Here is a 21,776-nt window from a genome sequence, read left to right as displayed (position 1 = left end):
TGCCTTCGTACCCACTTTATCGCCCTCCCAAGGAGCCACTATCATGAAACGCCAATTACTGCTCAGCGTTACCCTGTCGATGCTAGCCAGCACTGCTTTCGCCCTGCCCGCTGCCGATCAGGCCACTCCACAAGTGAAATCCAGCCACTCGGTATTCAGCCAGGCTGTTGCCGCCGATGGTTCCGACCGCACTCCACAGGGTCAGACCCTGGCTGAAAACGGTCGCAATCGTCTGGAAGAAAAAGGTCTGGTGCAAGACGGCTCGGATCGCACCCCACAGGGCCAGGCCCTGGCTGAGAACGGTCGCAATCGCCTCGAAGAGAAAGGCCTGGTTCAAGACGGTTCCGACCGCACCCCACAAGGCCAGACCCTCGCAGCCGACGGTTCCGACCGCACTCCACAAGGCCAGACCCTCGCGTCCGATGGTTCCGATCGCACGCCACAAGGTCAAACCCTGGCTGATGACGGCTTCGATAAAACCCCACTGGGTCAAGCAATCGCCGAAGGCGGTGGTGACCGTGTGATCGAACGCAACAGCAAATTGAGCTGAGCCCATGACGGCCTGGCAAAAAAGCCCAATCACCGGATTGGGCTTTTGATTTTTCTGCGCTGATAAACCCTCGCTTTACGCCTGCCCGTTCGACGCCGACAAAGCCGATTTGCTAGAGTGCGGCGCTTGTCCTGCCGAAGAACACACTCTGCGATGCTGCCCCGCGCCGAACAGAAACAACAGACCCGCAACGCCCTGATGGACGCTGCCCGCCACTTGATGGAAAGCGGCCGAGGATTCGGCAGCCTGAGCCTGCGTGAAGTGAGCAAAACCGCCGGCATCGTGCCCACCGGTTTTTACCGTCATTTCGCCGATATGGATGAACTGGGCCTGGTCCTGGTCAGCGAAGTCGGCCAGACCTTCCGCGAGACCATTCGCCTGGTGCGCCACAACGAATTCGTCATGGGCGGCATCATCGATGCGTCGGTGCGGATCTTTCTCGACGTGGTCAACGCCAACCGCTCGCAATTCCTGTTTCTGGCCCGTGAGCAGTACGGCGGCTCGCTGCCGGTACGACAGGCGATCGGTCGCTTGCGCGAGAACATCAGCGCCGACCTGGCGGCGGATCTGGCGTTGATGCCCAAGCTGCAGCATCTGGACATTTCAGGCTTGAGCGTCATGGCCGACCTGATCGTCAAATCGGTGTTCGCCACCCTTCCCGACATCATCGACCCGCCGGCCGAAGCGCTACCCGAGCACCTGACGCCACAAGCAAAAATTACCCAGCAACTGCGCTTCATCTTTATTGGCCTGAAGCACTGGCAGGGGCTGGGCAGTACCGAATAACCATCCTTTATTCAGCCCTGACCTAATTCCCCTGTGGGAGCGAGCTTGCTCGCGAAGGCGTCGTCTCATCCAGCATCTATATCGATGACCCACCGCATTCGCGAGCAAGCTCGCTCCCACATAAGGTTCGTGGCGACAGCCTCGCTTTGGTGCATGACAAATTCTTCATGCACCAAAACCTTCCAGAATCCCCGCACCTGTTTAAAGATCAACCCGGTGCCGACAGCTATTTCCTACAGATCGTCCGATTGGCGCGGCCCTTGCTCTAGCCTGAACATTGTCCATTGCTGGAAGCTTTCCGATGCTGGTGATTCATCGCAGAATCGACCCTCAACCCGTCTGGGCCGCCGAGTTGCACCTGACCTTTGAAGCACGCAGTAAAAGCCGTTTGCGCTGTTTCAGTGCCGAGGGCGAAGACGTCGGGTTGTTTTTGGAGCGCGGTCAGCCACCGCTGTATGACGGCGAATGCCTGCAGGCCGAAGACGGCCGTGTGGTTCGCGTCTGCGCCCGCCCTGAACAATTGCTGCACGTCACCTGCGCCAACACTTTTGAGCTGACTCGCGCGGCGTATCACCTCGGCAATCGCCACGTCGCCCTGCAAGTCGGCGATGGCTGGCTGCGCTTGCTCGACGATTACGTGCTCAAGGCGATGCTCGAACAGCTTGGCGCACAAGTCGAGGCGATTGAAGCGCCGTTCCAACCAGAGCATGGCGCCTACGGTGGCGGCCATCACCATTCGCGCCACGGTGACGAAGACTTCAATTACGCGCCCAAACTTCACCAGTTCGGCGTACGCCTGTGAATCCGGCCTGGGCGCTGCTGCGTCTGGCCAGTCCGCAGTTGCCGATTGGCGGTTATAGCTATTCGCAGGGTCTGGAAATGGCTGTGGATAACGGCCGGGTCAGCAATCCTGACAGCGCCCGACGCTGGATCAGCGATCAATTGTTGCTCAACCTTGCGCGCTTCGAAGCGCCGCTGCTGCTCGCCCATTGTCAGGCAGCGTCCGAGGAAAACTGGGTAGAACTGCGACAGATCTGTGAGAGCCACCGTGCCAGCCGCGAAACCCGCGAGCTGCATCAGGAGAGCCGGCAGATGGGCTATTCGCTGCAGCAGCTGCTCAACGGCTTACCGGAGCTCGACGCGCCGGCCCGCGACTTTCTCGAAAACTGCGCCGAACCGCACTTGGCGCTTGGCTGGGCGCTGGCAGCCCGCGCCTGGCAGATCAGCCCACAGGACGCCCTCGCGGCGTGGCTGTGGAGCTGGCTGGAAAACCAGCTCGCCGTGCTGATGAAAACCCTGCCGCTGGGCCAGCAAGCCGCGCAGCGCCTGACCAGCGAACTGCTGCCGCTGCTGCAGCAGGCTCAGCACGACGCCACCCGCATCAACCCCGAACACATCGGCAGCGCCGCCTTCGGCCTGTCCCTGGCGTGCATGGCCCATGAGCGCCAGTACAGCCGTCTGTTCCGTTCCTAGGGCTTTATCTTGGAGAAGCAAATGAACACACAACCTCTGCGCGTCGGCATCGGCGGCCCGGTCGGCTCCGGCAAGACTGCGTTGACCCTGGCCCTGTGCCTTGCCCTGCGCGAGCGCTACAACCTGGCCGTGGTCACCAACGATATCTACACCCGCGAAGACGCGGATTTTCTAGTGCGCAACGAAGCACTGGCGCCGGAGCGAATCATTGGCGTGGAAACCGGAGGCTGCCCACACACGGCGATTCGCGAAGACGCCTCGATCAACCTCGAAGCGGTCGATCAACTGAACCGGCGCTTTCCGGGGCTCGACCTGATTCTGATGGAGTCCGGTGGCGACAACCTCTCGGCAACCTTCAGCCCCGAGTTGTCCGACCTGACCATCTACGTGATCGACGTCTCGGCCGGCGACAAGTTGCCGCGCAAAGGCGGGCCGGGCATTTGCAAATCCGATCTGCTGGTGATCAACAAAATCGATCTCGCGCCACTGGTGGGCGCCTCGCTGGAAATGATGGACAGCGACACCAAACGCATGCGCAACGGTAAACCCTTTGTGTTCAGCAACCAGAAAACCGGTCAAGGCCTTGAAGACATCATCGCCTTCATCGAACGCCAGGGTCTGCTGACCGCCGCCTGATCCACTTATCAACAAGGAAGCTTATCCATGACACTCAAACGCATTCTTGGCGCTGTGGCGCTGCTGCTGACACCAGCCTTGGCCTTCGCGCACCCGGGGCACGGCGAAAGCGGCTTGGTCGCCGGCATCAGCCACCCCATCGGCGGTCTCGACCATTTGCTGGCGATGCTGGCCGTGGGTCTGTGGGCGGCGCAGCAACAAGGCGCGGCGCGTTGGGCGCTGCCGTGCACGTTTGTCGGCACCCTGCTGATCGGCGGCATCCTCGGTTTTGAGGGTCTGCAATTGCCGGCGCTGGAAAGCGGGATCGCTGCATCGGTGCTGGCGCTTGGGCTGGCGGTGGCACTGGCGGTGCGTCCGCCGCTGGTGATGGCGGTGCTGGCGACCGCGGTGTTCGCGCTGTTCCATGGTGTGGCGCACGGGCTGGAATTGCCGGACATGAGCAATCCATGGGCGTACGCAGCCGGCTTTGTTGTGGCTACAGCGGCGCTGCATGCGGCCGGTTATGGCGTGGTGCGTGTTCTGCCTCAAGCCGCAGCACCGCTTGTACGATTGGCGGGCGCTGCGTCGGCGGCGACAGGGGTCTGGTTGCTTGCAGGCTAATCTCTATTGACTGAACCGCCCTCTTCGCGAGCAGGCTCGCTCCCACCGGTTTGTCGACCAGTGGGAGCGAGCCTGCTCGCGAAAGCAGCCTGATAGACACAACGTCTCTCAAGCAGTGCTCTCTGCTACCATGTCGCGCAATCGCCCCAGCCCGTGACGACACCCGCCCATGCCCCACGCTTCCCGCTCCGCTGCCCTGCCTGAATTGACCGCCCTGTTTGCCGACGTGCAGCAGCATTTTCTGCATGTCATCGTGCCGCTCTGGCAAGGCCCGGGCTGGAATGCCGACATGGCGCTGCCCTACGAAGCGCTGGACGCCGCGCATCAACCGCTGCCACCGCAACGCTATCGGGCGATGGCCTGCGCGCGGCAGCTGTACCTGTTTTCCAGCCTGATCGGGGCTGTGGATAACGCCGAAACGCGCGCGGCGGCATTGTTTCGTTCGCTGCAGCGGCACTTCCATGACGCCGAGCACGGCGGCTGGTTCTACAGCATTGACGCACAAGGCAAGCCGCTGGATCAGCGCAAGGATCTCTACACCCACGCGTTCATCCTGTTCGCCTGCGCACATTACTGGCAAAAGTCCCGGGACTCGCTGGCCGAGTCGACCCTGAATGCCGCGTTGGAAGTGATTGGCCGGCGCTTCGCCACCGGCGATGGCCTCTACGAGGCGTGCCTGGACCGCGACTGGACGACGTTGCAAACCGGCCCGCTGCAAAACCCGCTGATGCACCTGGCCGAAGCCTTTCTCGCCACGCTGCAGGTTCGCAAGGACGCCCAGACGCGACAGGCGCTGCTTGAGTTATGCACAGCGATGCACAAAGGTTTCATCGATCCGCAGCATGGCGTGCTGATGGAAAAACCGCTGCGTGCTGTGGATAACTGGTACGAGCCAGGGCATCAGTTCGAATGGTATTTCCTGCTGGAATCCTCAGCCCTGCTGCGCGGTTCGACACTGCATTGCGCGCTGGATCAGGCGTTTGCCTTTACCGAGCGACATGGGGTGGACCAACCGTCGGGCGCGGTACTCGCAATGCTTGATCTGAAAACGGACGGACGTGCGAAGAACGCGACGCAGCGGATCTGGGCCCAGGCTGAATATTTGCGCGCACTGACTTTACGCCCTGCCAGCGAAGACGTGGTGCTGCGTCAGTTACAGGCGCTGCAACAGCGCTTTCTGCACGCGGGTGGCTGGCATGAGTGCCGCGACGAGCAGGGCGAAGTCAGCCGCAAAGACATGCCGTCGACGACGCCGTATCACTTGGCGACCTGCTATTACGGGTTGGCTGAATACCTGCAGCGCTGAACCTTGTGGCGAGGGAGCTTGCTCCCGCCAGGGTGCGTAGCGCTCTCAAAAAACCAGGCCTGCTGCGCAGTCCAGCGCGAGCAAGCTCGCTCGCCACAGGGACATCAATCAGTCTGGATCAGGCAATCCACTTCCTGTCGCCTGTAAAGCTGATAGTCAACCATCGCGCCGCATCCGGCTCACCCAGTTGCGCCGAAATCTCCTCACGCAACGCATCCAGCTGCGCGACGTTGCCCAGCGCATAATCTGCCGGCAAGACCACATGAATTTCGATAAACCGTGCCCGGCCGTGTTTTTGCACGTAGGACACGTAATCGTCGAAACCATGCTCGAGCTTCGCCGCGTCCATCACCTGACGCACCTGATCATCCAGCGTGTCCGGGGCTATCCCCAGCACGTCACGTAACGCCGGGCCAAGGATCTTGAACGCCGGCGGCAGCATGGTCAGGGCCAGCACGATGAGGATCAGCGGATCGACATACACCGCCCACTCGCCGTACCCCTGAGACTGCAACAACAGCGCCGCGAGAAAACTGATCAACAACCCCACGGACAGCATCGCGTCCACCAGCCAGCTGATGTTGTCGAACTGGATCAGGCTGGATTTGAGCTTGCGGTTGCGTCGGCGCACGTAGAAGAAGTAGGCGAACTCGATCACGGTAAACACAGCTGCATAGACGATCACCAGCCCCAGCTCGATTTCCCGACCGCCATTGATGATGCCGAATACACCGTTGAGAAACGCATAGATCGCGATCAGCAGCAGGAAGCTGCCTTCGATCAACAGCACCATCGGTTCCAGATGCCAGAACCCGAACTGGAAACGCTGATTGCTCTGCTTGGCGATCAGTTTGGCCGTGATCAGCATCAGGACCTTGATGAACGTTGCGATCAGGGAAAAAAAGCCATCGAACAGGATGGATTGGGAACCCGAAACAAAACCGGTGACGATACCCGCGATCGACACCGCGAACATCAGGATGGTCGATTGTTTGAGCAGCGACTGCTCACCTCGGTTACTCACGTTGACTCCTCTGGAAACCCTGTGACCGCGGGGTGCGGTGGGGTTATTGAGGACGGAGTTTAGCTTATCGCCTTGTTTTGCCTGCGCCGGCGTCTTCGCGAGCAGGCTCGCTCCTACAGGGAATGCATGTCCATGTGGGAGCGAGCCTGCTCGCGAATGGCCTCAGCGCGGTATCAAGCCTTGTTGCGTTCGATGGCAAATCCGGCCCAGGTCTGGCTCACCGGCATCAGTTCAAGGCTGTTGATGTTGATATGCGCCGGGGCGTTCATGACCCAGAAAATCGTCTCGGCGATGTCTTGTGGCTGGATTGGCTCGGCGCCGGCGTAGGTCGCGTTGTAGCGTTCCTGGTCACCGGCAAAACGCACCAGGGAAACCTCGCTCTCGCACAGGCCCGGCTCGATATTGCTGACCCGCACGCCAGTGCCTTGCAAATCGCAGCGCAGATTCAGCGAGAACTGTTTGACGAACGCCTTGGTCGCGCCATACACGTGGCTGCCCGGGTAAGGGTAATTGCCGGCAATTGAACCGAGGTTGACGATACCGGCGCCACGGCCGTGAGCAATCAGGCGCGGCAGCAGCAAGCGAGTGGCGTACATCAGGCCTTTGACGTTGGTGTCGACCATGGTGTCCCAATCGTCCAGATCGCATTTCGGCGCCGGGTCCACGCCGAGCGCAAGGCCGGCGTTGTTGATCAGGCCGCGCAGCCTGGCAAACGATGGCGGCAGATTGGCGATCGCCTCCTCCATTGCCTTGCGATCCCGCACATCAAGGACCAGACCGTGGACTTCAGTCTGTTTCGAAAGCTCTGCGCAGAGTGCATTGAGGCGTTCTTCACGACGGCCGGTCAGCACCAGTTTCCAGCCCGCCTCGGCAAAACGACGGGCACAGGCTTCACCAAAACCGGAGGTCGCGCCGGTGATAAACAGGGTGTTGGACATCGTGTTCTCCTTGCTTCGGCCGCTGCGGCAGCCCCTGGAATAGAAAATCAGCAAGCAGCATGCCCGCCCTCGCGTATACGGGCAACACCTTCGAACTGTACAAAAAACGAACAACCCTGCGCAGACCCCGCCGGGCGTGGCCTGTAGCCATGTGCACGCATGTTATCCACAGCCCCTTCCACAGTTTTCGGGGGCAAGTAAAAATGCGTAAAGCCGCGCCACACAAGGCTTTGCTGGCGAAATAGAAAGTTTTTTGCTTGACCCCGAAACGGCATATGTGCGGGACATGGCATTCTGCACGACCGATGTTTCAATCCAGTGATCGCGAGAGGCCAGCAATTACGGCCCTTGGCGCGGTCTTTCCAGAGTTTAGTCACAGACTTATCCACAGGTCAGAGCATGGAGAATCAGCGACGTTATCGGGGCACGAAAAAGGTTGACATTGGTGCCTGTCGGCTGCCAGAAAACACCTGATCAAAAAACAACCACACGCTTGAAAGCCACGGTTTACAAGGCCTTCAACCACATACACCCACGTTATTCACAGCCAGCTCCACAGCAAACGGGGACAAGTCAAACTCTGGAAAAACAGCCATTTGCAGCGTCTATATGTCGCGCTTTGGCAGCTTGGGGAATTTGTTTTCCACAATTCTGGAATCTGCACAATTCAACTGTGGGAGCGAGCCTGCTCGCGAAAGCGATGGCATATCCAGACAATCAAGTGACTGATACACCGCATTCGCGAGCAGGCTCGCTCCCACAGGGGTTGAGGAGGATTTGGGGACAAAAAGCCCCGGGACTTTGCGTCGCCGGGGCTGTGGATGACGGCGCCAGAATCAGTGACCGCCCAGATAGGCGTTGCGCACCTCCTCATTCACCAACAGTTCTTTACCCGTCCCGGTCAGGCGAATCTCGCCGTTGACCATCACGTAGGCGCGATCAGACAGCTTCAGCGCGTGGTTGGCATTCTGCTCGACCAGGAAAATCGTCATGCCGGTTTTCGCCAGTTCGCGCAGGGTGGCAAAAATCTGTTTCACCACAATCGGCGCCAGGCCCAGACTCGGCTCATCGAGCAGCAACAACTTCGGCCGGCTCATCAACGCGCGAGCGATGGCCAGCATCTGCTGTTCACCGCCCGACATGGTCATCGCCCGCTGGTTACGCCGCTCTTCGAGCCGTGGAAACAGCTCGAACATGCGCTGCATATCCTCTTTGGCGTACTTGTCGCCAATCGGGATAGTGCCCATCAAAAGGTTTTCCTCGACGGTCATGTCAGGGAACACCCGCCGCCCTTCCGGCGACTGCGCAATGCCGTTGGAGGCGATGTAGTGCGAGGACTTTTGCGTGATGTCGACACCTTGATAAAGGATCTGCCCGCCCGCCGCTCTTGGTTGACCGAAGATCGACATCAGCAATGTCGACTTGCCGGCGCCGTTGGAGCCGATCAGGCTGACGGTCTCGCCTTCGTTGATCTGCAGCGAAACGCCCTTGAGCGCCTGGATCGGGCCGTAGAACACGTCCAGGTTTATCAGTTCGAGGATCGGTTGGCTCATACCAGCTCCTCTTCGTCAGCGCCCAGGTAGGCCGCGATCACTTTCGGATCGTTACGGATCGCTTCGGGCCCGCCCTCGGCAATCACAACGCCGTGATCCAGCACCACAATGTGATCGGAAATGCTCATGACCATGCCCATGTCGTGTTCGATCAGCACCACGGTCAGATCATGCTCGTCGCGCAGCAGCCGGATCATCGCGCTCAGCGCTTCGGTTTCCTGAGGGTTGAGGCCGGCGGCCGGTTCGTCGAGGCAGATGATCTGCGGGCGCGTGCACATGGCCCGGGCAATCTCAAGACGGCGCTGCTGGCCATAGGAAAGTTCACCGGCCAGACGGTTCGCACAGTCCACCAGATCGACCACTTCCAGCCAGTAGAAGGCGCAGTCCAGCGCATCGCTTTCAGCCTTGCGATAGCCCTTGGTATTGAGAATGCCGGCGAGCATGTTGCGGTTGACCCACATGTGCTGCGCCACCAGCAGGTTTTCCAGCACCGACATTTCCTTGAACAGGCGAATGTTCTGGAACGTGCGGGCCAGGCCCGCGCGGTTCACCAGGTGCGTGCCGCCGAACATCTTGTAGTACAGACGGCTGAGAAAGGATTTCGGCGAAACGAAGTCGGTCGCCTTGAACGACTCGCCCAGCAACTGGATGACGTTGGTCTGTTGACCGCGCACGCTGAGTTCAATCTTGCCACCCGAAGCCTTGTAGAACCCGGTCAGGCAGTTGAACACTGTGGTTTTGCCGGCGCCGTTGGGGCCGATAAGGGCGAAGATCGAGTTGCGTTTGACCTTAAGGCTGACATCGCTCAAGGCCTTGATGCCACCGAAATGCATCATCAGTTTTTCAACAGAGAGTACGACTTCACTCATGGCGCAGTCCTCTCATAGTGGATGGCACCTTTGCGTGGTTTGACCCCGGTGCGGCTGATGCGGATCAGCCCCCGTGGTCGCCAGATCATCATCAACACCATCAGGATGCCGAACAGCAGCACCCGATACTCGGCAAAGCCGCGCAGCAGTTCCGGGGCAACGGTGAGCACGAACGCGGCGATGACCACGCCAATGGTCGAGCCCATGCCGCCGAGCACGACGATGGCGAGAATCAGCGCCGACTCGAAGAAGGTGAACGAGGTCGGGTTGACGAAGCCTTGATAGGTGGCAAAGAACACCCCGGCCAGACCCGCCGTCGAAGCGCCGATGGTGAACGCCGATAGCTTGACCAGCACGTGGTTCAGGCCCATCGAGCGGCAGGCGATTTCATCTTCACGCAGGGCTTCCCAGGCGCGCCCGACCGGCATCTTCACCAGCCGATGCTTGACGTACAACACCGCCAATACCACCAGGAACAACACCGCATAGATGAAGTAATACTTCACGTCCGGGTTGTAGGTCAGGCCGAAGAACTCATGAAACGGCACCCCGCCATCCTTCGCGCGCTTGCCGAATTCCAGACCGAAAAAGGTCGGCAGCGGCGCCGCCATCCCGTTCGGCCCACCGGTCAGCGACAGCCAGTTGTTGAGCACCAGACGAATGATTTCGCCGAAACCCAGGGTCACGATTGCCAGGTAGTCGCCATGCAGGCGCAACACCGGAAACCCGAGAATGCAGCCGGCCAGTCCTGCAGTGATCGCCGCCAGGGGTAGCACCGTCCAGAATCCCAGACCGAGATACTGATAACCGAGCGCCAGACCGTAGGCGCCGATGGCGTAGAACGCCACATAACCCAGGTCGAGCAGACCGGCCAGACCGACCACAATGTTCAGCCCCAGCCCCAGCAACACGTAGATCAAACCGAGAATGACCACGCCCAGCAGGTAGGAGTTGGAGAAGAACGGTACGGCCACGGCCAGCACAATCATCAGCGGGATGATCCAGCGCAGGCGGGATTTGTAATCGGGCGGCAGCACATGCACGCCAGACCCGGTGCTCTCGAACCCGTCGAGAATCTTCAGGCCCTTGGGCGTTTGCAGGAACAGGCTGAGCGCGAAGCGACCGGCCATGACGATGGCGATGATCCACGCCACGCGAGTGGTTTCCAGGTTGAAGCTGTAACCGTCGAGCACAACGCCAACGATCGGCCCGAATACGATCAGGGCAATCAGGCCAGCCAGGATCGCCTCAACCAGACTTTTTTTGATATCGATGGATTTTTCAGTGGTTGCAGACATCGCTTACACCTTCGACACAAGAGGACGGCCCAACAGGCCCTGCGGCCGGAAGACCAGAACAAGTACGAGCAGCGAGAAGCTGAACACGTCTTTGTAGTCGGAGTTGACCAGACCGGAGAACAGCGACTCGGAAATCCCGAGGATGATCCCTCCAAGCATGGCGCCCGGCAGCGAACCGATCCCGCCGAGTACCGCCGCGGTAAACGCCTTGATGCCGATGATGAAGCCGGCATAGAAGTCGAAGGTGCCGTAGTTCATGGTGATCAGCACACCGGCCAGGGCCGCCATGGCTGCACCGATGATGAACACATAGGAAATCACCCGGTCGGTGTTGATGCCCAGGATCGAAGCCATCTTGCGGTCTTGCTGGGTCGCACGGCACATGCGGCCGAGTTTGGTGTATTTGATGATGTAGGTCAGCAGCCCCATGCCGACGAACGCGGCGATCAGGATGAAGACTTTGGTGTACGTCAGTTGCACGAAGCCGGTACCGACTTCGACACGCCAGGCACCGGTCAGCAGCGTAGGCACGCCCTGTTGTTTGGCGCCCTGAGCGATCTGTGCGTAGTTTTGCAGAATCAGCGAAATGCCGATGGCGCTGATCAGCGGAGCCAGTCGGGTGGAGTTGCGCAGGGGTTTGTAGGCGACGCGTTCGATGACCCAGCCATACACCGCCGTGACGACGATGGTGAAGATCAGCGTGCCGAGCATCAGCAGCGGGAAAGATTCGATACCGAAGTAAGCCAGCAGAGCCAGACTGATTGCCGCCAGGTAAGCGGAAATCATGTAAACCTCGCCGTGGGCGAAGTTGATCATGCCGATGATGCCATAGACCATTGTGTAGCCGATGGCGATCAGGCCATAGACCGACCCGAGGGTCAGGCCGTTGACCAGTTGCTGCAGGAAAATACCATCCATAACGCAATCTCACGCAGTGAGAACCTGCACGCCGGGGCGTGCGGCTCTTCTAGGAAAAATACAGATTTACGTCGGAGCAATGTCGGAGCGCGATCAGCCCGATCACCACTGAACCCTCTGTGGGAGCGAGCCTGCTCGCGAAAGCGGTTGAACATTCAACGCAAAGGTTGTCTGTCAGTTCGTCTTCGCGAGCAGGCTCGCTCCCACAGGGACTTGCAGGATCATCTGATCGCCTCAGCCCTTACTTCTGTTTTTCCAGCTGGTGGTATTTGCCGTCCTTGTCCCACTGGTAAACCACATAGTCGGAGACTTTCAGGTCGCCCTTGGCATCCCAGGTCTTCTCGCCCATCACGGTTTTCACCGGGTTGGCTTTCAGCCACTTGGCTGCGGCTTCGCCATCGTTTTTCTTGGCGCCGTTGAACGCTGCCGCCAGGGTCTGAACCGAGGCGTAGGCGTACAGGGTGTAGCCTTCCGGTTCGGTACCGGATTTGCGGAATTCCTCTACAACGGTCTTGCTGTCCGGCAGCAGGCGCGGGTCTGCGCCGAAGGTCATCAGCACGCCATCGGTGAATTGCGGGCCACCAGCGGTGGTGACCAGTTCGTCGGTGACGATGCCGTCATCGGACATGAACTTGACGTCTTTGAGGCCCTGCTCACGCAGTTGGCGAACCAGCGGACCGGCTTCCGGATGCAGGCCACCGAAGTAGACGACGTCGGCCCCGGCGCCACGGATCTTGGTGACGATGGTGCTGAAGTCTTTTTCACCACGGGTCAGGCCTTCGTACAGCACTGGCTTGACGCCGCGTTTTTCCAGCTGAGCCTTGGTGGCGTCCGCAAGACCCTGGCCGTAGGTGTCCTTGTCGTGGAGCACGACGACTTTCTTGCCTTTGAGCATGTCGACAATGTAATCGCCGGCAACGATGCCCTGCTGATCGTCACGCCCGCACATACGGAACATGGCGCTCAGGCCGCGCTCGGTGACTTGCGGGTTGGTCGAACCCGGTGTAATCGCGATGATTCCGGCTTCGTCGTAGATCTCCGAAGCTGGAATGGTGGAAGAGGAGCAGAAGTGCCCGACAACGCCGGCGACTTTCTGGTTGGTGAGGTCCTTGGCAACCGTTACAGCCTGTTTTGGCTCGCAAGCGTCATCGCCCTTGACCAGTACGATTTTCTCCCCGTTGACGCCACCCGCCGCGTTGACCGCATCGGCCGCCGCCTGTGCACCCTTCATGTACTGCTCGCCAAACGCCGCGTTGGCGCCCGTCATTGGACCCGCCACACCGATCTTGATATCAGCTTGAGCAAACGCAGAAACACCCAACGCAGTAGCCACTGCGAGGGCCAGAAAGCCTTTCTTGTAAAACGTCTGGGACATGAGGTGGTGCTCCAAGGTTTTTTTTAGTTGGCACTGCGACTTCATTTCACTCAAAGCTCAGAGCAAGGCCCGTGCCATCGGTTTTTTATTCTTCAAAAAGTCGCTGCATTGTTGTTATTTCGACTGTTTCGTTCCCATTTTCATTGGGCGTGCAACCGTCTAAACCGCGGAAGGTGAAACCCTGTATTTTTCCAGGCGCAACCCGCACGCGCCATCATTGCAACCGCAGCGACAAACGACGTGCAACCAGCCTGTAACAGCCGGCGTCACCGAACTGCACACTGCTGGTGCGGGACTGCTACGCCCCGCACCATTACAGGCTAGTCGCTGCGTCGAAAAGCGCTGCTCGCGGCAACAAATTTCAACACTCAAATGACAATCCGCAGGCACTGGCCCGCGTGGTACAGCGAGAAACCGGCTTCGTACAGGCAACTGCGCAAGCCTGCGCCCGCCAGGGGCTGCATCGGTGCGAAGGGAATCGGCAGTGCTTGAGGGTTACCGTCGCACAGGTAGTCCGCGAAGGCCTTGCCGACAACGGTGCCGGTAGTGACGCCACGGCCGTTATAGCCCGTGACAGCCACCAGCCCCGGCGCCGGTTCGAACAGACGCATCAGATGATCGGGCGTAAAGGCAATCCGCCCGGTCCAGGTGCATTCCCATTCGACAGGTTTCAGGTTGGGGAAGTAATGCTGCTGGACCCGGTCGGCCCAGGCCTTGAGAAACCAGGCCGGTTTTTGATTGCCATTGCCCAGACTGCCGAGCAACAGGCGGCCGTCCTTGTCGCGACGAATGCTGCTGAGCACCTGGCGCGTATCCCACGAGCCCTGCCCGCCCGGCAAAATGTCTTGAGCAGCGTCTTCGGTCAGCGGCACAGAGGCCACTTGATAGTAATAACCGGGGAAGAAGTTGCGCTTGAGTTCGGTCCAGTCGCCTTCTGTGTAAGCGTTGGAGGCGATCACCACTTGTTCGGCAAACACTGAGCCTTGCGCGGTTTGCACCGACCATTTCGCGCCGATGCGTTCGAGCCGGGAGACCGGCGAATGATCGAACATCTGCCCGCCGAGGCCGAGCACGGCGTTGGCCAGGCCGGTCACGTACGCCATTGGATTGAGCGTGCCGGCGCGGCGATCGAGTAGCGCCGCAGCGATTTTTTGCGTACCGGTGGCTTGCTCGCAGGCCTTGCCGGTCAGCAGTTCGACCGGCGCGCCGCGACGCTTCCACTGCTGTTCGCGACTGCGCAGATCCGCCTCGCCCTTGGCGTTGTGCGCCATGTGCAAGGTGCCTTCGCGGCGTAACTGACAATCGATGTTGTATTTATCCACAAGGCTGAACACCAGCGCTGGCGCTGCGCCGAGCATGCGGTTGAGCTGACTGCCGACCGCCTCGCCGAAACCGGCTTCGATCTCGTCCGGCGGGATCCACATGCCTGCGTTGACCAGTCCGACGTTGCGTCCGGAGCCTCCGTGCCCTGCACGATGAGCTTCCAGCACGCAGACGGTTTTGCCTTTTTCCAACAGATGCAGCGCCGCCGACAACCCGGTGAATCCGGCGCCGATCACGCAGACATCGACCTTGACCTCGCCCTTGAGCGCCGTGTTATCGGGCCGTTGTGGCGTGAGCTTTTCCCACAGACATTCTTCGCGTAACGGCATTGCCAGACTCCAATAGAAACCCAACAAACACACTGCAGATCCTGTGGGAGCGAGCCTGCTCGCGAAAGCGGTAAATCAGCCAACATCAGTGTCGACTGACCTGACGCATTCGCGAGCAGGCTCGCTCCCACAGGGCAATCGCATCAATCTCCCGATCAGTCGAATGTAATGCCCTGCGCCAACGGCAATTCCAGCGAGTAGTTGACGGTGTTGGTCTGCCGGCGCATATAGGCGCGCCAGGCGTCCGAGCCCGATTCGCGGCCGCCGCCGGTTTCCTTCTCGCCGCCAAATGCGCCGCCGATTTCCGCACCGCTCGGGCCGATATTGACGTTGGCGATGCCGCAGTCGCTGCCAACCGCCGACATGAATTGCTCGGCCTCGCGCACGTCAGTGGTGAAGATGCACGACGACAGGCCTTGCGGCACGGCGTTGTTCAGGCGCAGCGCTTCCTGGAAGTCGCTGTAACCGACCACGTAGAGGATCGGCGCGAAGGTTTCGCTGCAGACCACGTCGCTCTGCTCGGGCATCTCGACGATGGCCGGCGACACGTAGTAAGCGTTGGGGAACTGTTCTTGCAGTTGACGCTTGCCGCCGAACACCCGGCCGCCCTCGCTCAATGCCTGCTCAAGCGCATCCTGCATGTTTTCGAAGCTGTGTTTGTCGATCAGCGGGCCGACCAGATTGCCCTCCAGCGGATGGCCGATGCGCACTTTCGAATACGCAGCCTTGAGGCGGGTGACGATTTCCTCTTTCACCGACTCGTGAGCGATCAAGCGACGCAGTGTGGTGCAACGCTGACCGGCGGTGCCTACGGCGCTGAACAAAATCGCCCGCACAGCCATGTCGAGGTCGGCGCTCGGACCGAGGATCATCGCGTTGTTGCCGCCCAGCTCCAGGATGCTGCGGGCGAAACGTGCGGCGACTTTGGGCGCCACTTCACGGCCCATGCGCGTGCTGCCGGTGGCGCTGATCAGCGCGACGCGTGGGTCTTCGACCAGCGCTTCACCGGCGTCGCGGCCGCCAATGACTACCTGGCAGAGACTCGCTGGCGCATCGCTGAAATTCTTCACCACGCGGTCGAACAACGCCTGGCAGGCCAGCGCGGTCAGCGGGGTTTTCTCCGACGGTTTCCACACCACCGGGTTGCCGCAGACCAGCGCCAGCGTGGTGTTCCACGCCCACACGGCAACCGGGAAGTTGAACGCGCTGATCACCCCGACCACGCCGAGCGGATGCCAGGTTTCGCGCATGTGATGGCCAGGGCGCTCGGAGGCGATGGTCAGGCCGTACAACTGGCGGGACAGGCCGACCGCGAAGTCGCAGATGTCGATCATTTCCTGCACTTCGCCCAGACCTTCCTGGGTGATCTTGCCCGCTTCCCAGGACACCAACTCACCGAGATCGGCCTTGTATTCACGCAACACTTCGCCGAACTGACGCACCAGCTCGCCGCGACGTGGTGCAGGCACCTTGCGCCATTGCTCGAAAGCATGATCTGCGCGACTGATGTGTTGCTCGACTTCGGCGGCACCTTCCCAGTTCACGGAGGCGATGCGGCTGCCATCGATGGGCGAGTGCACCGGCACTTTGCCGTTCTGGTACAGGGCCGGGTTGACTCCCAGACGATCAAGCAATGCGGCTACCATCGGTCTCTCCTCAAACAAATGCAGACTATGTGCGACCGTTTTTTCACGGACGGACAGACCTTTAGTTGTAGCGTCACTGCGACGATGCAACAAACGACCTTTACGCCAGATATCATTCCGTTTATTCATGCTGCCTGAAGAAAGACAAGAAGAGGATCGGCCATGCTGAACAAACGCCACCTGCCTTCGATCACCGCGCTGCAGTGCTTCGAGGCCGTGACCCGGCACTTGAGTTTCACCCGCGCCGCCGAGGAGCTGAACCTGACCCAAAGTGCGGTGAGCAAACAGGTCGCACAGCTCGAAGAGCTGTTGCGGCACTTGTTGTTTCGTCGAGTGCGCCGACGTTTGCAGATGACCCCGGCCGGGGACTTGTACCTGGTGGAAGTACGAAAAATCCTCACCCAGGTGGAGATGTCGACGCATTACCTGCGTTCCTACGGCGGCGAAACCGAAGTCCTGAGGGTCTCCACACCCTCGACTTTCGGCGCTCGCTGGCTGGTGCCGCGCTTGAAGGGCTGGCGTCTGCGCCATCCGTCGATTCATCTGGATTTATGCAACGAACAGGACGCCGACGATCTGGTGCAGGGTCGCAGCGATCTGGCGTTCTACTTCGGTCAGGGGTCGCGCCCCGGCACCGAATGCCTGAAGCTCTTCGGCGAAGAGCTGGTCGCGGTATGCGCCCCGGGCAGCCTGCCGGACGAACCGTTTACTGACCCGACGCAACTGGCCGATCTGGTATTGCTGCAGAATGCGTCGCGCCCACAGGCCTGGCATGACTGGTTCGCCAGCCAAGGCTACCAGACCGAACACAGCTACCACGGTCCGCGTTTTGAAACCTTTTATATGTGCATCCGCGCCGCGCAGGTCGGTTGCGGCGTGGCGCTGTTACCGAAGTTTCTGGTGGAAGAAGAGCTGGCCGACGGCAAACTGGTCATGCCCTGGCAGCATGCGATGCCCAGTACCGATGCCTATTACCTCGCCTACCCGGAACACGCGGCGGAAGTGCCGAAGGTGCGCGACTTTGTGAAGTGGATGCTGGAGCAGGTCGACAGCCCCGCTTGAACTAAACGGAGATTCGCGTGGGAGCGAGCCTGCTCGCGAAAGCGTCTGATCGGCCAGCGCATGTGGCCGACAGCGTATTCGCGAGCAGGCTCGCTCCCACTTTCAATCTACGGTGTGCTTAAAAAATGCTGGCAATCCCCACCACCGATATGCGCCACTAGCGCCATCGATTGAGACCGCGCAAGGCGCGGCGCAACTGGAGACCCCTTTTATGAGCGAGAGTGTGTTTGCCGATCGCATCGTGCAGAACCTGCTCGACACCGACTTCTACAAACTGACGATGATGCAGGCGGTGCTGCACAACTACCCCAACGTCGAAGTCGAATGGGAGTTCCGCTGCCGCAACGCCGAGGACTTGCGCCCCTATCTGGCCGAGATCCGCCACCAGATCGAGCGCCTGGCCGAACTGAGCCTGAGCGCCGACCAGTTGAGCTTCCTTGAGCGCATCACGTTTCTGAAGCCGGACTTCCTACGTTTCCTCGGCCTCTTCCGCTTCAACCTGCGCTACCTGCACACCGGCATCGAGAACGGCGAGTTGTTCATCCGCCTGCGCGGGCCGTGGCTGCATGTCATCCTTTACGAGGTGCCGCTGCTGGCAATCGTCAGCGAAGTGCGCAATCGCTATCGCTACCGGGAAACGTCGCTGGAGCAGGCGCGCGAACAGCTCTATCGCAAGTTCGACTGGCTGACCGCCAACGCTTCGGCCGATGAGCTATCGCAACTGCAGGTCGCCGATTTCGGCACGCGCCGACGCTTTTCCTTCGGCGTGCAAGCGGAAGTGGTCAACGTGCTCAAGCACGATTTCCCGGGGCGGTTCGTCGGCACCAGCAACGTGCACCTGTCCCGCGAACTCGACATGAAACCGCTGGGCACCATGGCGCACGAATGGATCATGGCCCATCAGCAACTCGGCCCGCGGCTGATCGATAGCCAGATCGCCGCCCTCGATTGCTGGGTTCGCGAATACCGTGGTTTGCTCGGCATCGCCCTTACCGACTGCATCACCACCGATGCGTTTCTCGGTGATTTCGATCTGTTCTTCGCCAAGCTCTTCGACGGCCTGCGCCACGATTCCGGGGACCCCGTGACCTGGGGCGAAAAATGCATCGCTCATTACCACAAGCTTGGCATCGATCCGATGAGCAAGACCCTGGTGTTTTCCGACAGTCTGACCCTGCCAAAATCCCTGGAGATTTTCCGTGCGCTGCACGGTCGTATCAATGTGAGCTTCGGCATCGGCACCAACCTCACCTGTGACATTCCGGGTGTCGAACCGATGAGCATCGTGCTTAAAATGACTGCCTGCAACGGCCAACCGGTGGCAAAGATCTCCGACGAGCCAGGCAAGACGCATTGCAAAGACCCTAATTTCGTCGCCTATCTGCGACATGTGTTTCAGGTTCCTGCCGATCCCAGCCAATCTAGCAAGGAGTGAATTCATGCAAGCCGTACAGCGTGAGATTGCTGAACAGCTCAAGGTGCAACCGCCGTTCGCCGACCACAACGCCCTGCAGGCCGAAGTCGCGCGGCGCATTACCTTCATTCAGGACTGCCTGGTCAATTCCGGGCTCAAGGCGCTGGTGCTGGGCATCAGCGGCGGCGTCGATTCGCTGACCGCCGGGCTGTTGGCCCAGCGCGCGATTCGTGAGTTGCGGGAAAAGACCGGCGACAGCAGCTACAAATTCATCGCCGTGCGCCTGCCGTACGAAACCCAGTTCGACGAGCACGATGCGCAGGCGTCGCTGGAATGCATCGCCCCTGACGAATGCCAGACGGTCAACATCGGCCCGGCGGTCAAGGCACTGGCCGCTCAAGTCGCCGCCTTCGAAGGCAAGCCGGCAGCGACGGTGGATTTCGTACTCGGCAACACCAAGGCGCGGATGCGCATGATCGCCCAGTACACCATCGCCGGCGCGTGTCAGGGCCTGGTGATCGGCACCGACCATGCGGCAGAGGCTGTCATGGGTTTCTACACCAAGTTCGGTGACGGCGCCTGCGACCTGGCGCCGCTCAGCGGGCTGGTGAAAAACCAGGTCCGCGCGGTTGCGCGCAGCTTCGGCGCGCCAGAGTCGTTGGTGGAAAAAGTGCCGACTGCGGATCTGGAAGACCTTTCGCCGGGCAAACCGGACGAAGCCGCCCACGGTGTGAAGTACGCCGAGATCGACGCCTTCCTGCATGGCGAGCCGGTGCGCGAAGAGGCGGCGAAAATCATCATCGATACGTACAACAAGACGCATCACAAGCGGGTCATGCCGTTTGCGCCTTGATGCTTGAAGGCATGAAAAAGCCCGTTCAGGCGTGATCCTGAACGGGCTTTTCTTTGGCCATCAGTATTTCAGTGAGGCTGATAGCCCCTTCGCGAGCTAGCTCGCGAAGAACGATGACGCGGTTGAACGGCTTACTTGACAGTAATGGTGCCTTTCATCATCGAGATGTGACCAGGAAACGAGCAGAAGAAGCCATAGCCGCCGTCAGCTACTTTGGCCACATCGAAGGTCAACGAATCGGTTTCCTTGGCGCCAATGATCTTGGTGTGCGCGATAACGCGTGCATCGCCATCCTTCAGGTAGCTTTTTTCGATACCGGCCGCCAGACCGTCAGTGGCGATCGGCTGCATGTCAGCTTCTTTACTGATCACCAGGTTATGGCCCATCACATTCTTCGGCAGGTTGCCTGAGTGGGTCAGTTCGACGGTGAAAGTCTTGCAGCTCTTGTCGATCACGATTTCCTTGGTGTTGAAGGACATCTGATCGGTGGAATCAACGGTGGTTTTGCACTCGGCAGCCATCAATTGGCTGCTGGCCAGCGCCAGCAGGGATACTGCAACAACTTTGGAAAACATGGTGAATCTCCAAGGCAGGGTTAACAAACACGAATGAGGCAAAGACTGCCTGAAATCTTCGCAAGTTCCTATGACTTGTGTCAAAAATTGTATACAACTTTCAGGCTATGACGCTCATCGACACAATCTAACAGCCAGCACCCTCGGCCGATCCTATGATGCGCACATCCCCATGAAACGGAGTGCCTGTCATGTTCCTCAACGGCCTGTTGCGCAGTTTGCTCGCCGCTTACGCCCGTGGCGCCAGCGGTACGTTTGAATCACCGGAATCCGAAGTCTAGCCCTTGGATCGACGCTTTCCAGCCTTTACCCTGTGCGACTGATCGACTCAGGAGAAAGGCATGTCCCTTACGTCCGTTTGTGTGTTTTGCGGTGCCAACGCCGGCACCGACCCAGCCTACACCGAAGCCGCCAAAGCCCTTGGCCGGGCTCTGGCCGAGCGCAAGTTGACCCTGGTCTACGGCGGTGGCGCCGTGGGTCTGATGGGCATCGTTGCCGATGCTGCCCTGGCCGCAGGCGGTGAAGTGATCGGCATCATTCCCCAAAGTCTGATGGACAAGGAAATCGGCCACAAAGGCCTGACGCGCCTGGAAGTGGTTGACGGCATGCACGCCCGCAAGGCGCGAATGAGCGAACTCAGCGATGCATTTATCGCGTTGCCGGGTGGCCTCGGCACGCTGGAAGAGCTGTTCGAAGTCTGGACCTGGGGCCAGCTCGGCTACCATCCGAAGCCGCTGGGCTTGCTCGAAGTGAACGGTTTCTACAGCAAACTCACGGCTTTTCTTGATCATATCGTCGGCGAAGGCTTCGTTCGCGCGCCACACCGTGACATGCTGCAAGTGAGCGAATCGCCGCAAACCCTGCTCGACGCCCTCGATCAGTGGCAGCCGACCGTCACGCCAAAGTGGGTCGACCAAAAACCCGGTTAACCCCCGGACACCGATACAGGGCAGAATACGCGCCGCTCAACCTCACCTTCGACCCAAGAGGATCGCCCATGGCCAAACCCAATTACTCCTTCGCCAAACGTCAACGAGACCTGGCAAAGGAACAGAAGAAAGAGGAAAAGCTTCAGCGCAAGAAACAAACCGCTGAAGAAGCGGCACTGAACCCTGACGGTGAAGTGGCGACAGATGATGATGTTGAAGCACCCGATGCAACCGATGCACCGAAAGATCAGGCGCCCGACGCCTGAGCCCCACCGGGTTTGATGATCCAAATCAGACCCTGCGGATTTGTGACGGGGCT

22 protein-coding genes are annotated in these 21,776 nt (G+C 59.9%); 12 read left to right on the top strand and 10 right to left on the bottom strand.

Annotated elements, in window-relative coordinates; all coding sequences use genetic code 11:
* Window positions 1-43 precede the first annotated feature (43 nt).
* From HU727_RS12640 to HU727_RS12610, 7 genes are all read left to right on the top strand, one after another.
* Window positions 44-550: a hypothetical protein gene (locus HU727_RS12640; protein ID WP_186531662.1), complete on the top strand. Its 507-nt coding sequence runs from the start codon at window positions 44-46 to the stop codon at window positions 548-550.
* A gap of 153 nt (window positions 551-703) precedes the next feature.
* Window positions 704-1,336 carry a TetR family transcriptional regulator gene (locus HU727_RS12635; protein WP_186531664.1) on the top strand — a complete coding sequence of 211 codons (633 nt, stop codon included), beginning with the start codon at window positions 704-706 and terminating at the stop codon, window positions 1,334-1,336.
* A gap of 301 nt (window positions 1,337-1,637) precedes the next feature.
* On the top strand, window positions 1,638-2,138 hold the full coding sequence (ureE, locus tag HU727_RS12630; protein WP_186531666.1) for an urease accessory protein UreE: 501 nt from the start codon (window positions 1,638-1,640) through the stop codon (window positions 2,136-2,138).
* Window positions 2,135-2,809, top strand: a complete 675-nt coding sequence (locus tag HU727_RS12625) for an urease accessory protein UreF (RefSeq protein WP_186531667.1) — start codon at window positions 2,135-2,137, stop codon at window positions 2,807-2,809. The genes ureE and HU727_RS12625 overlap by 4 nt, the downstream gene beginning before the upstream one ends.
* A gap of 21 nt (window positions 2,810-2,830) precedes the next feature.
* Window positions 2,831-3,445 carry an urease accessory protein UreG gene (gene ureG / locus HU727_RS12620; RefSeq protein WP_186531668.1) on the top strand — a complete coding sequence of 205 codons (615 nt, stop codon included), beginning with the start codon at window positions 2,831-2,833 and terminating at the stop codon, window positions 3,443-3,445.
* Between the two features lie 27 nt (window positions 3,446-3,472).
* Window positions 3,473-4,045, top strand: a complete 573-nt coding sequence (locus tag HU727_RS12615) for a HupE/UreJ family protein (protein WP_186531669.1) — start codon at window positions 3,473-3,475, stop codon at window positions 4,043-4,045.
* A gap of 169 nt (window positions 4,046-4,214) precedes the next feature.
* Window positions 4,215-5,351 (top strand): AGE family epimerase/isomerase, encoded by a 1,137-nt coding sequence (locus HU727_RS12610; protein WP_186531670.1) that lies wholly within the window; start codon window positions 4,215-4,217, stop codon window positions 5,349-5,351.
* A gap of 118 nt (window positions 5,352-5,469) precedes the next feature.
* Here the strand turns inward: HU727_RS12610 and HU727_RS12605 are convergent, their stop codons facing one another.
* The 9 genes from HU727_RS12605 to amaB form a co-directional block, all read right to left on the bottom strand.
* Window positions 5,470-6,375, bottom strand: coding sequence for a cation diffusion facilitator family transporter (locus HU727_RS12605; RefSeq protein ID WP_186531671.1), 906 nt, complete (start codon window positions 6,373-6,375; stop codon window positions 5,470-5,472).
* Window positions 6,376-6,548: 173 nt separating this feature from the next.
* A complete protein-coding gene (locus tag HU727_RS12600; protein WP_186531672.1) occupies window positions 6,549-7,313 on the bottom strand; it encodes an SDR family oxidoreductase in 765 nt (254 codons plus the stop codon).
* 836 nt (window positions 7,314-8,149) lie between these two features.
* Window positions 8,150-8,866: an ABC transporter ATP-binding protein gene (locus tag HU727_RS12595; protein WP_186531674.1), complete on the bottom strand. Its 717-nt coding sequence runs from the start codon at window positions 8,864-8,866 to the stop codon at window positions 8,150-8,152.
* Window positions 8,863-9,735: an ATP-binding cassette domain-containing protein gene (locus HU727_RS12590; RefSeq protein ID WP_186531682.1), complete on the bottom strand. Its 873-nt coding sequence runs from the start codon at window positions 9,733-9,735 to the stop codon at window positions 8,863-8,865. The genes HU727_RS12595 and HU727_RS12590 overlap by 4 nt, the downstream gene beginning before the upstream one ends.
* The gene (gene livM, locus HU727_RS12585; protein WP_186531684.1) at window positions 9,732-11,033 is read right to left on the bottom strand and encodes a high-affinity branched-chain amino acid ABC transporter permease LivM; all 1,302 of its coding nucleotides are present in this window, start codon (window positions 11,031-11,033) and stop codon (window positions 9,732-9,734) included. The genes HU727_RS12590 and livM overlap by 4 nt, the downstream gene beginning before the upstream one ends.
* A gap of 3 nt (window positions 11,034-11,036) precedes the next feature.
* The gene (locus tag HU727_RS12580) at window positions 11,037-11,951 is read right to left on the bottom strand and encodes an ABC transporter permease subunit (protein WP_041480712.1); all 915 of its coding nucleotides are present in this window, start codon (window positions 11,949-11,951) and stop codon (window positions 11,037-11,039) included.
* 241 nt (window positions 11,952-12,192) lie between these two features.
* The gene (locus tag HU727_RS12575; RefSeq protein ID WP_186531686.1) at window positions 12,193-13,326 is read right to left on the bottom strand and encodes an ABC transporter substrate-binding protein; all 1,134 of its coding nucleotides are present in this window, start codon (window positions 13,324-13,326) and stop codon (window positions 12,193-12,195) included.
* 368 nt (window positions 13,327-13,694) lie between these two features.
* Window positions 13,695-14,978, bottom strand: coding sequence for an L-pipecolate oxidase (gene amaA, locus HU727_RS12570; RefSeq protein WP_186531687.1), 1,284 nt, complete (start codon window positions 14,976-14,978; stop codon window positions 13,695-13,697).
* 155 nt (window positions 14,979-15,133) lie between these two features.
* On the bottom strand, window positions 15,134-16,624 hold the full coding sequence (gene amaB, locus HU727_RS12565; protein WP_275967717.1) for an L-piperidine-6-carboxylate dehydrogenase: 1,491 nt from the start codon (window positions 16,622-16,624) through the stop codon (window positions 15,134-15,136).
* Window positions 16,625-16,786: 162 nt separating this feature from the next.
* On the opposite strand from amaB, the gene HU727_RS12560 reads away from it, so the two are divergent.
* From HU727_RS12560 to nadE, 3 genes are all read left to right on the top strand, one after another.
* A complete protein-coding gene (locus HU727_RS12560) occupies window positions 16,787-17,686 on the top strand; it encodes a LysR family transcriptional regulator (protein WP_186531689.1) in 900 nt (299 codons plus the stop codon).
* A 211-nt stretch (window positions 17,687-17,897) separates the two neighbouring features.
* Window positions 17,898-19,121, top strand: a complete 1,224-nt coding sequence (gene pncB, locus HU727_RS12555; RefSeq protein ID WP_186531690.1) for a nicotinate phosphoribosyltransferase — start codon at window positions 17,898-17,900, stop codon at window positions 19,119-19,121.
* 4 nt (window positions 19,122-19,125) lie between these two features.
* Window positions 19,126-19,953: an NAD(+) synthase gene (gene nadE, locus HU727_RS12550; protein WP_186531695.1), complete on the top strand. Its 828-nt coding sequence runs from the start codon at window positions 19,126-19,128 to the stop codon at window positions 19,951-19,953.
* Between the two features lie 131 nt (window positions 19,954-20,084).
* Here nadE and azu read toward each other — a convergent pair whose 3' ends face one another.
* Entirely contained in the window at window positions 20,085-20,528 is a 444-nt protein-coding gene (azu, locus tag HU727_RS12545; RefSeq protein ID WP_186531697.1) for an azurin, read from the bottom strand.
* A gap of 341 nt (window positions 20,529-20,869) precedes the next feature.
* Between azu and HU727_RS12540 the strand changes: the two genes are divergently transcribed.
* The gene (locus tag HU727_RS12540; RefSeq protein WP_186531699.1) at window positions 20,870-21,457 is read left to right on the top strand and encodes a cytokinin riboside 5'-monophosphate phosphoribohydrolase; all 588 of its coding nucleotides are present in this window, start codon (window positions 20,870-20,872) and stop codon (window positions 21,455-21,457) included.
* 68 nt (window positions 21,458-21,525) lie between these two features.
* On the top strand, window positions 21,526-21,723 hold the full coding sequence (locus HU727_RS12535; RefSeq protein WP_186531700.1) for a hypothetical protein: 198 nt from the start codon (window positions 21,526-21,528) through the stop codon (window positions 21,721-21,723).
* Window positions 21,724-21,776: the final 53 nt, after the last annotated feature.

Origin of the sequence: Pseudomonas khorasanensis, from assembly GCF_014268505.2 — a bacterium.
In the GTDB taxonomy this organism is placed as follows: domain Bacteria; phylum Pseudomonadota; class Gammaproteobacteria; order Pseudomonadales; family Pseudomonadaceae; genus Aquipseudomonas; species Aquipseudomonas khorasanensis.
Note: the sequence above shows the minus strand (reverse complement) of the source record. Positions and strands in the feature narration are given on the sequence as shown.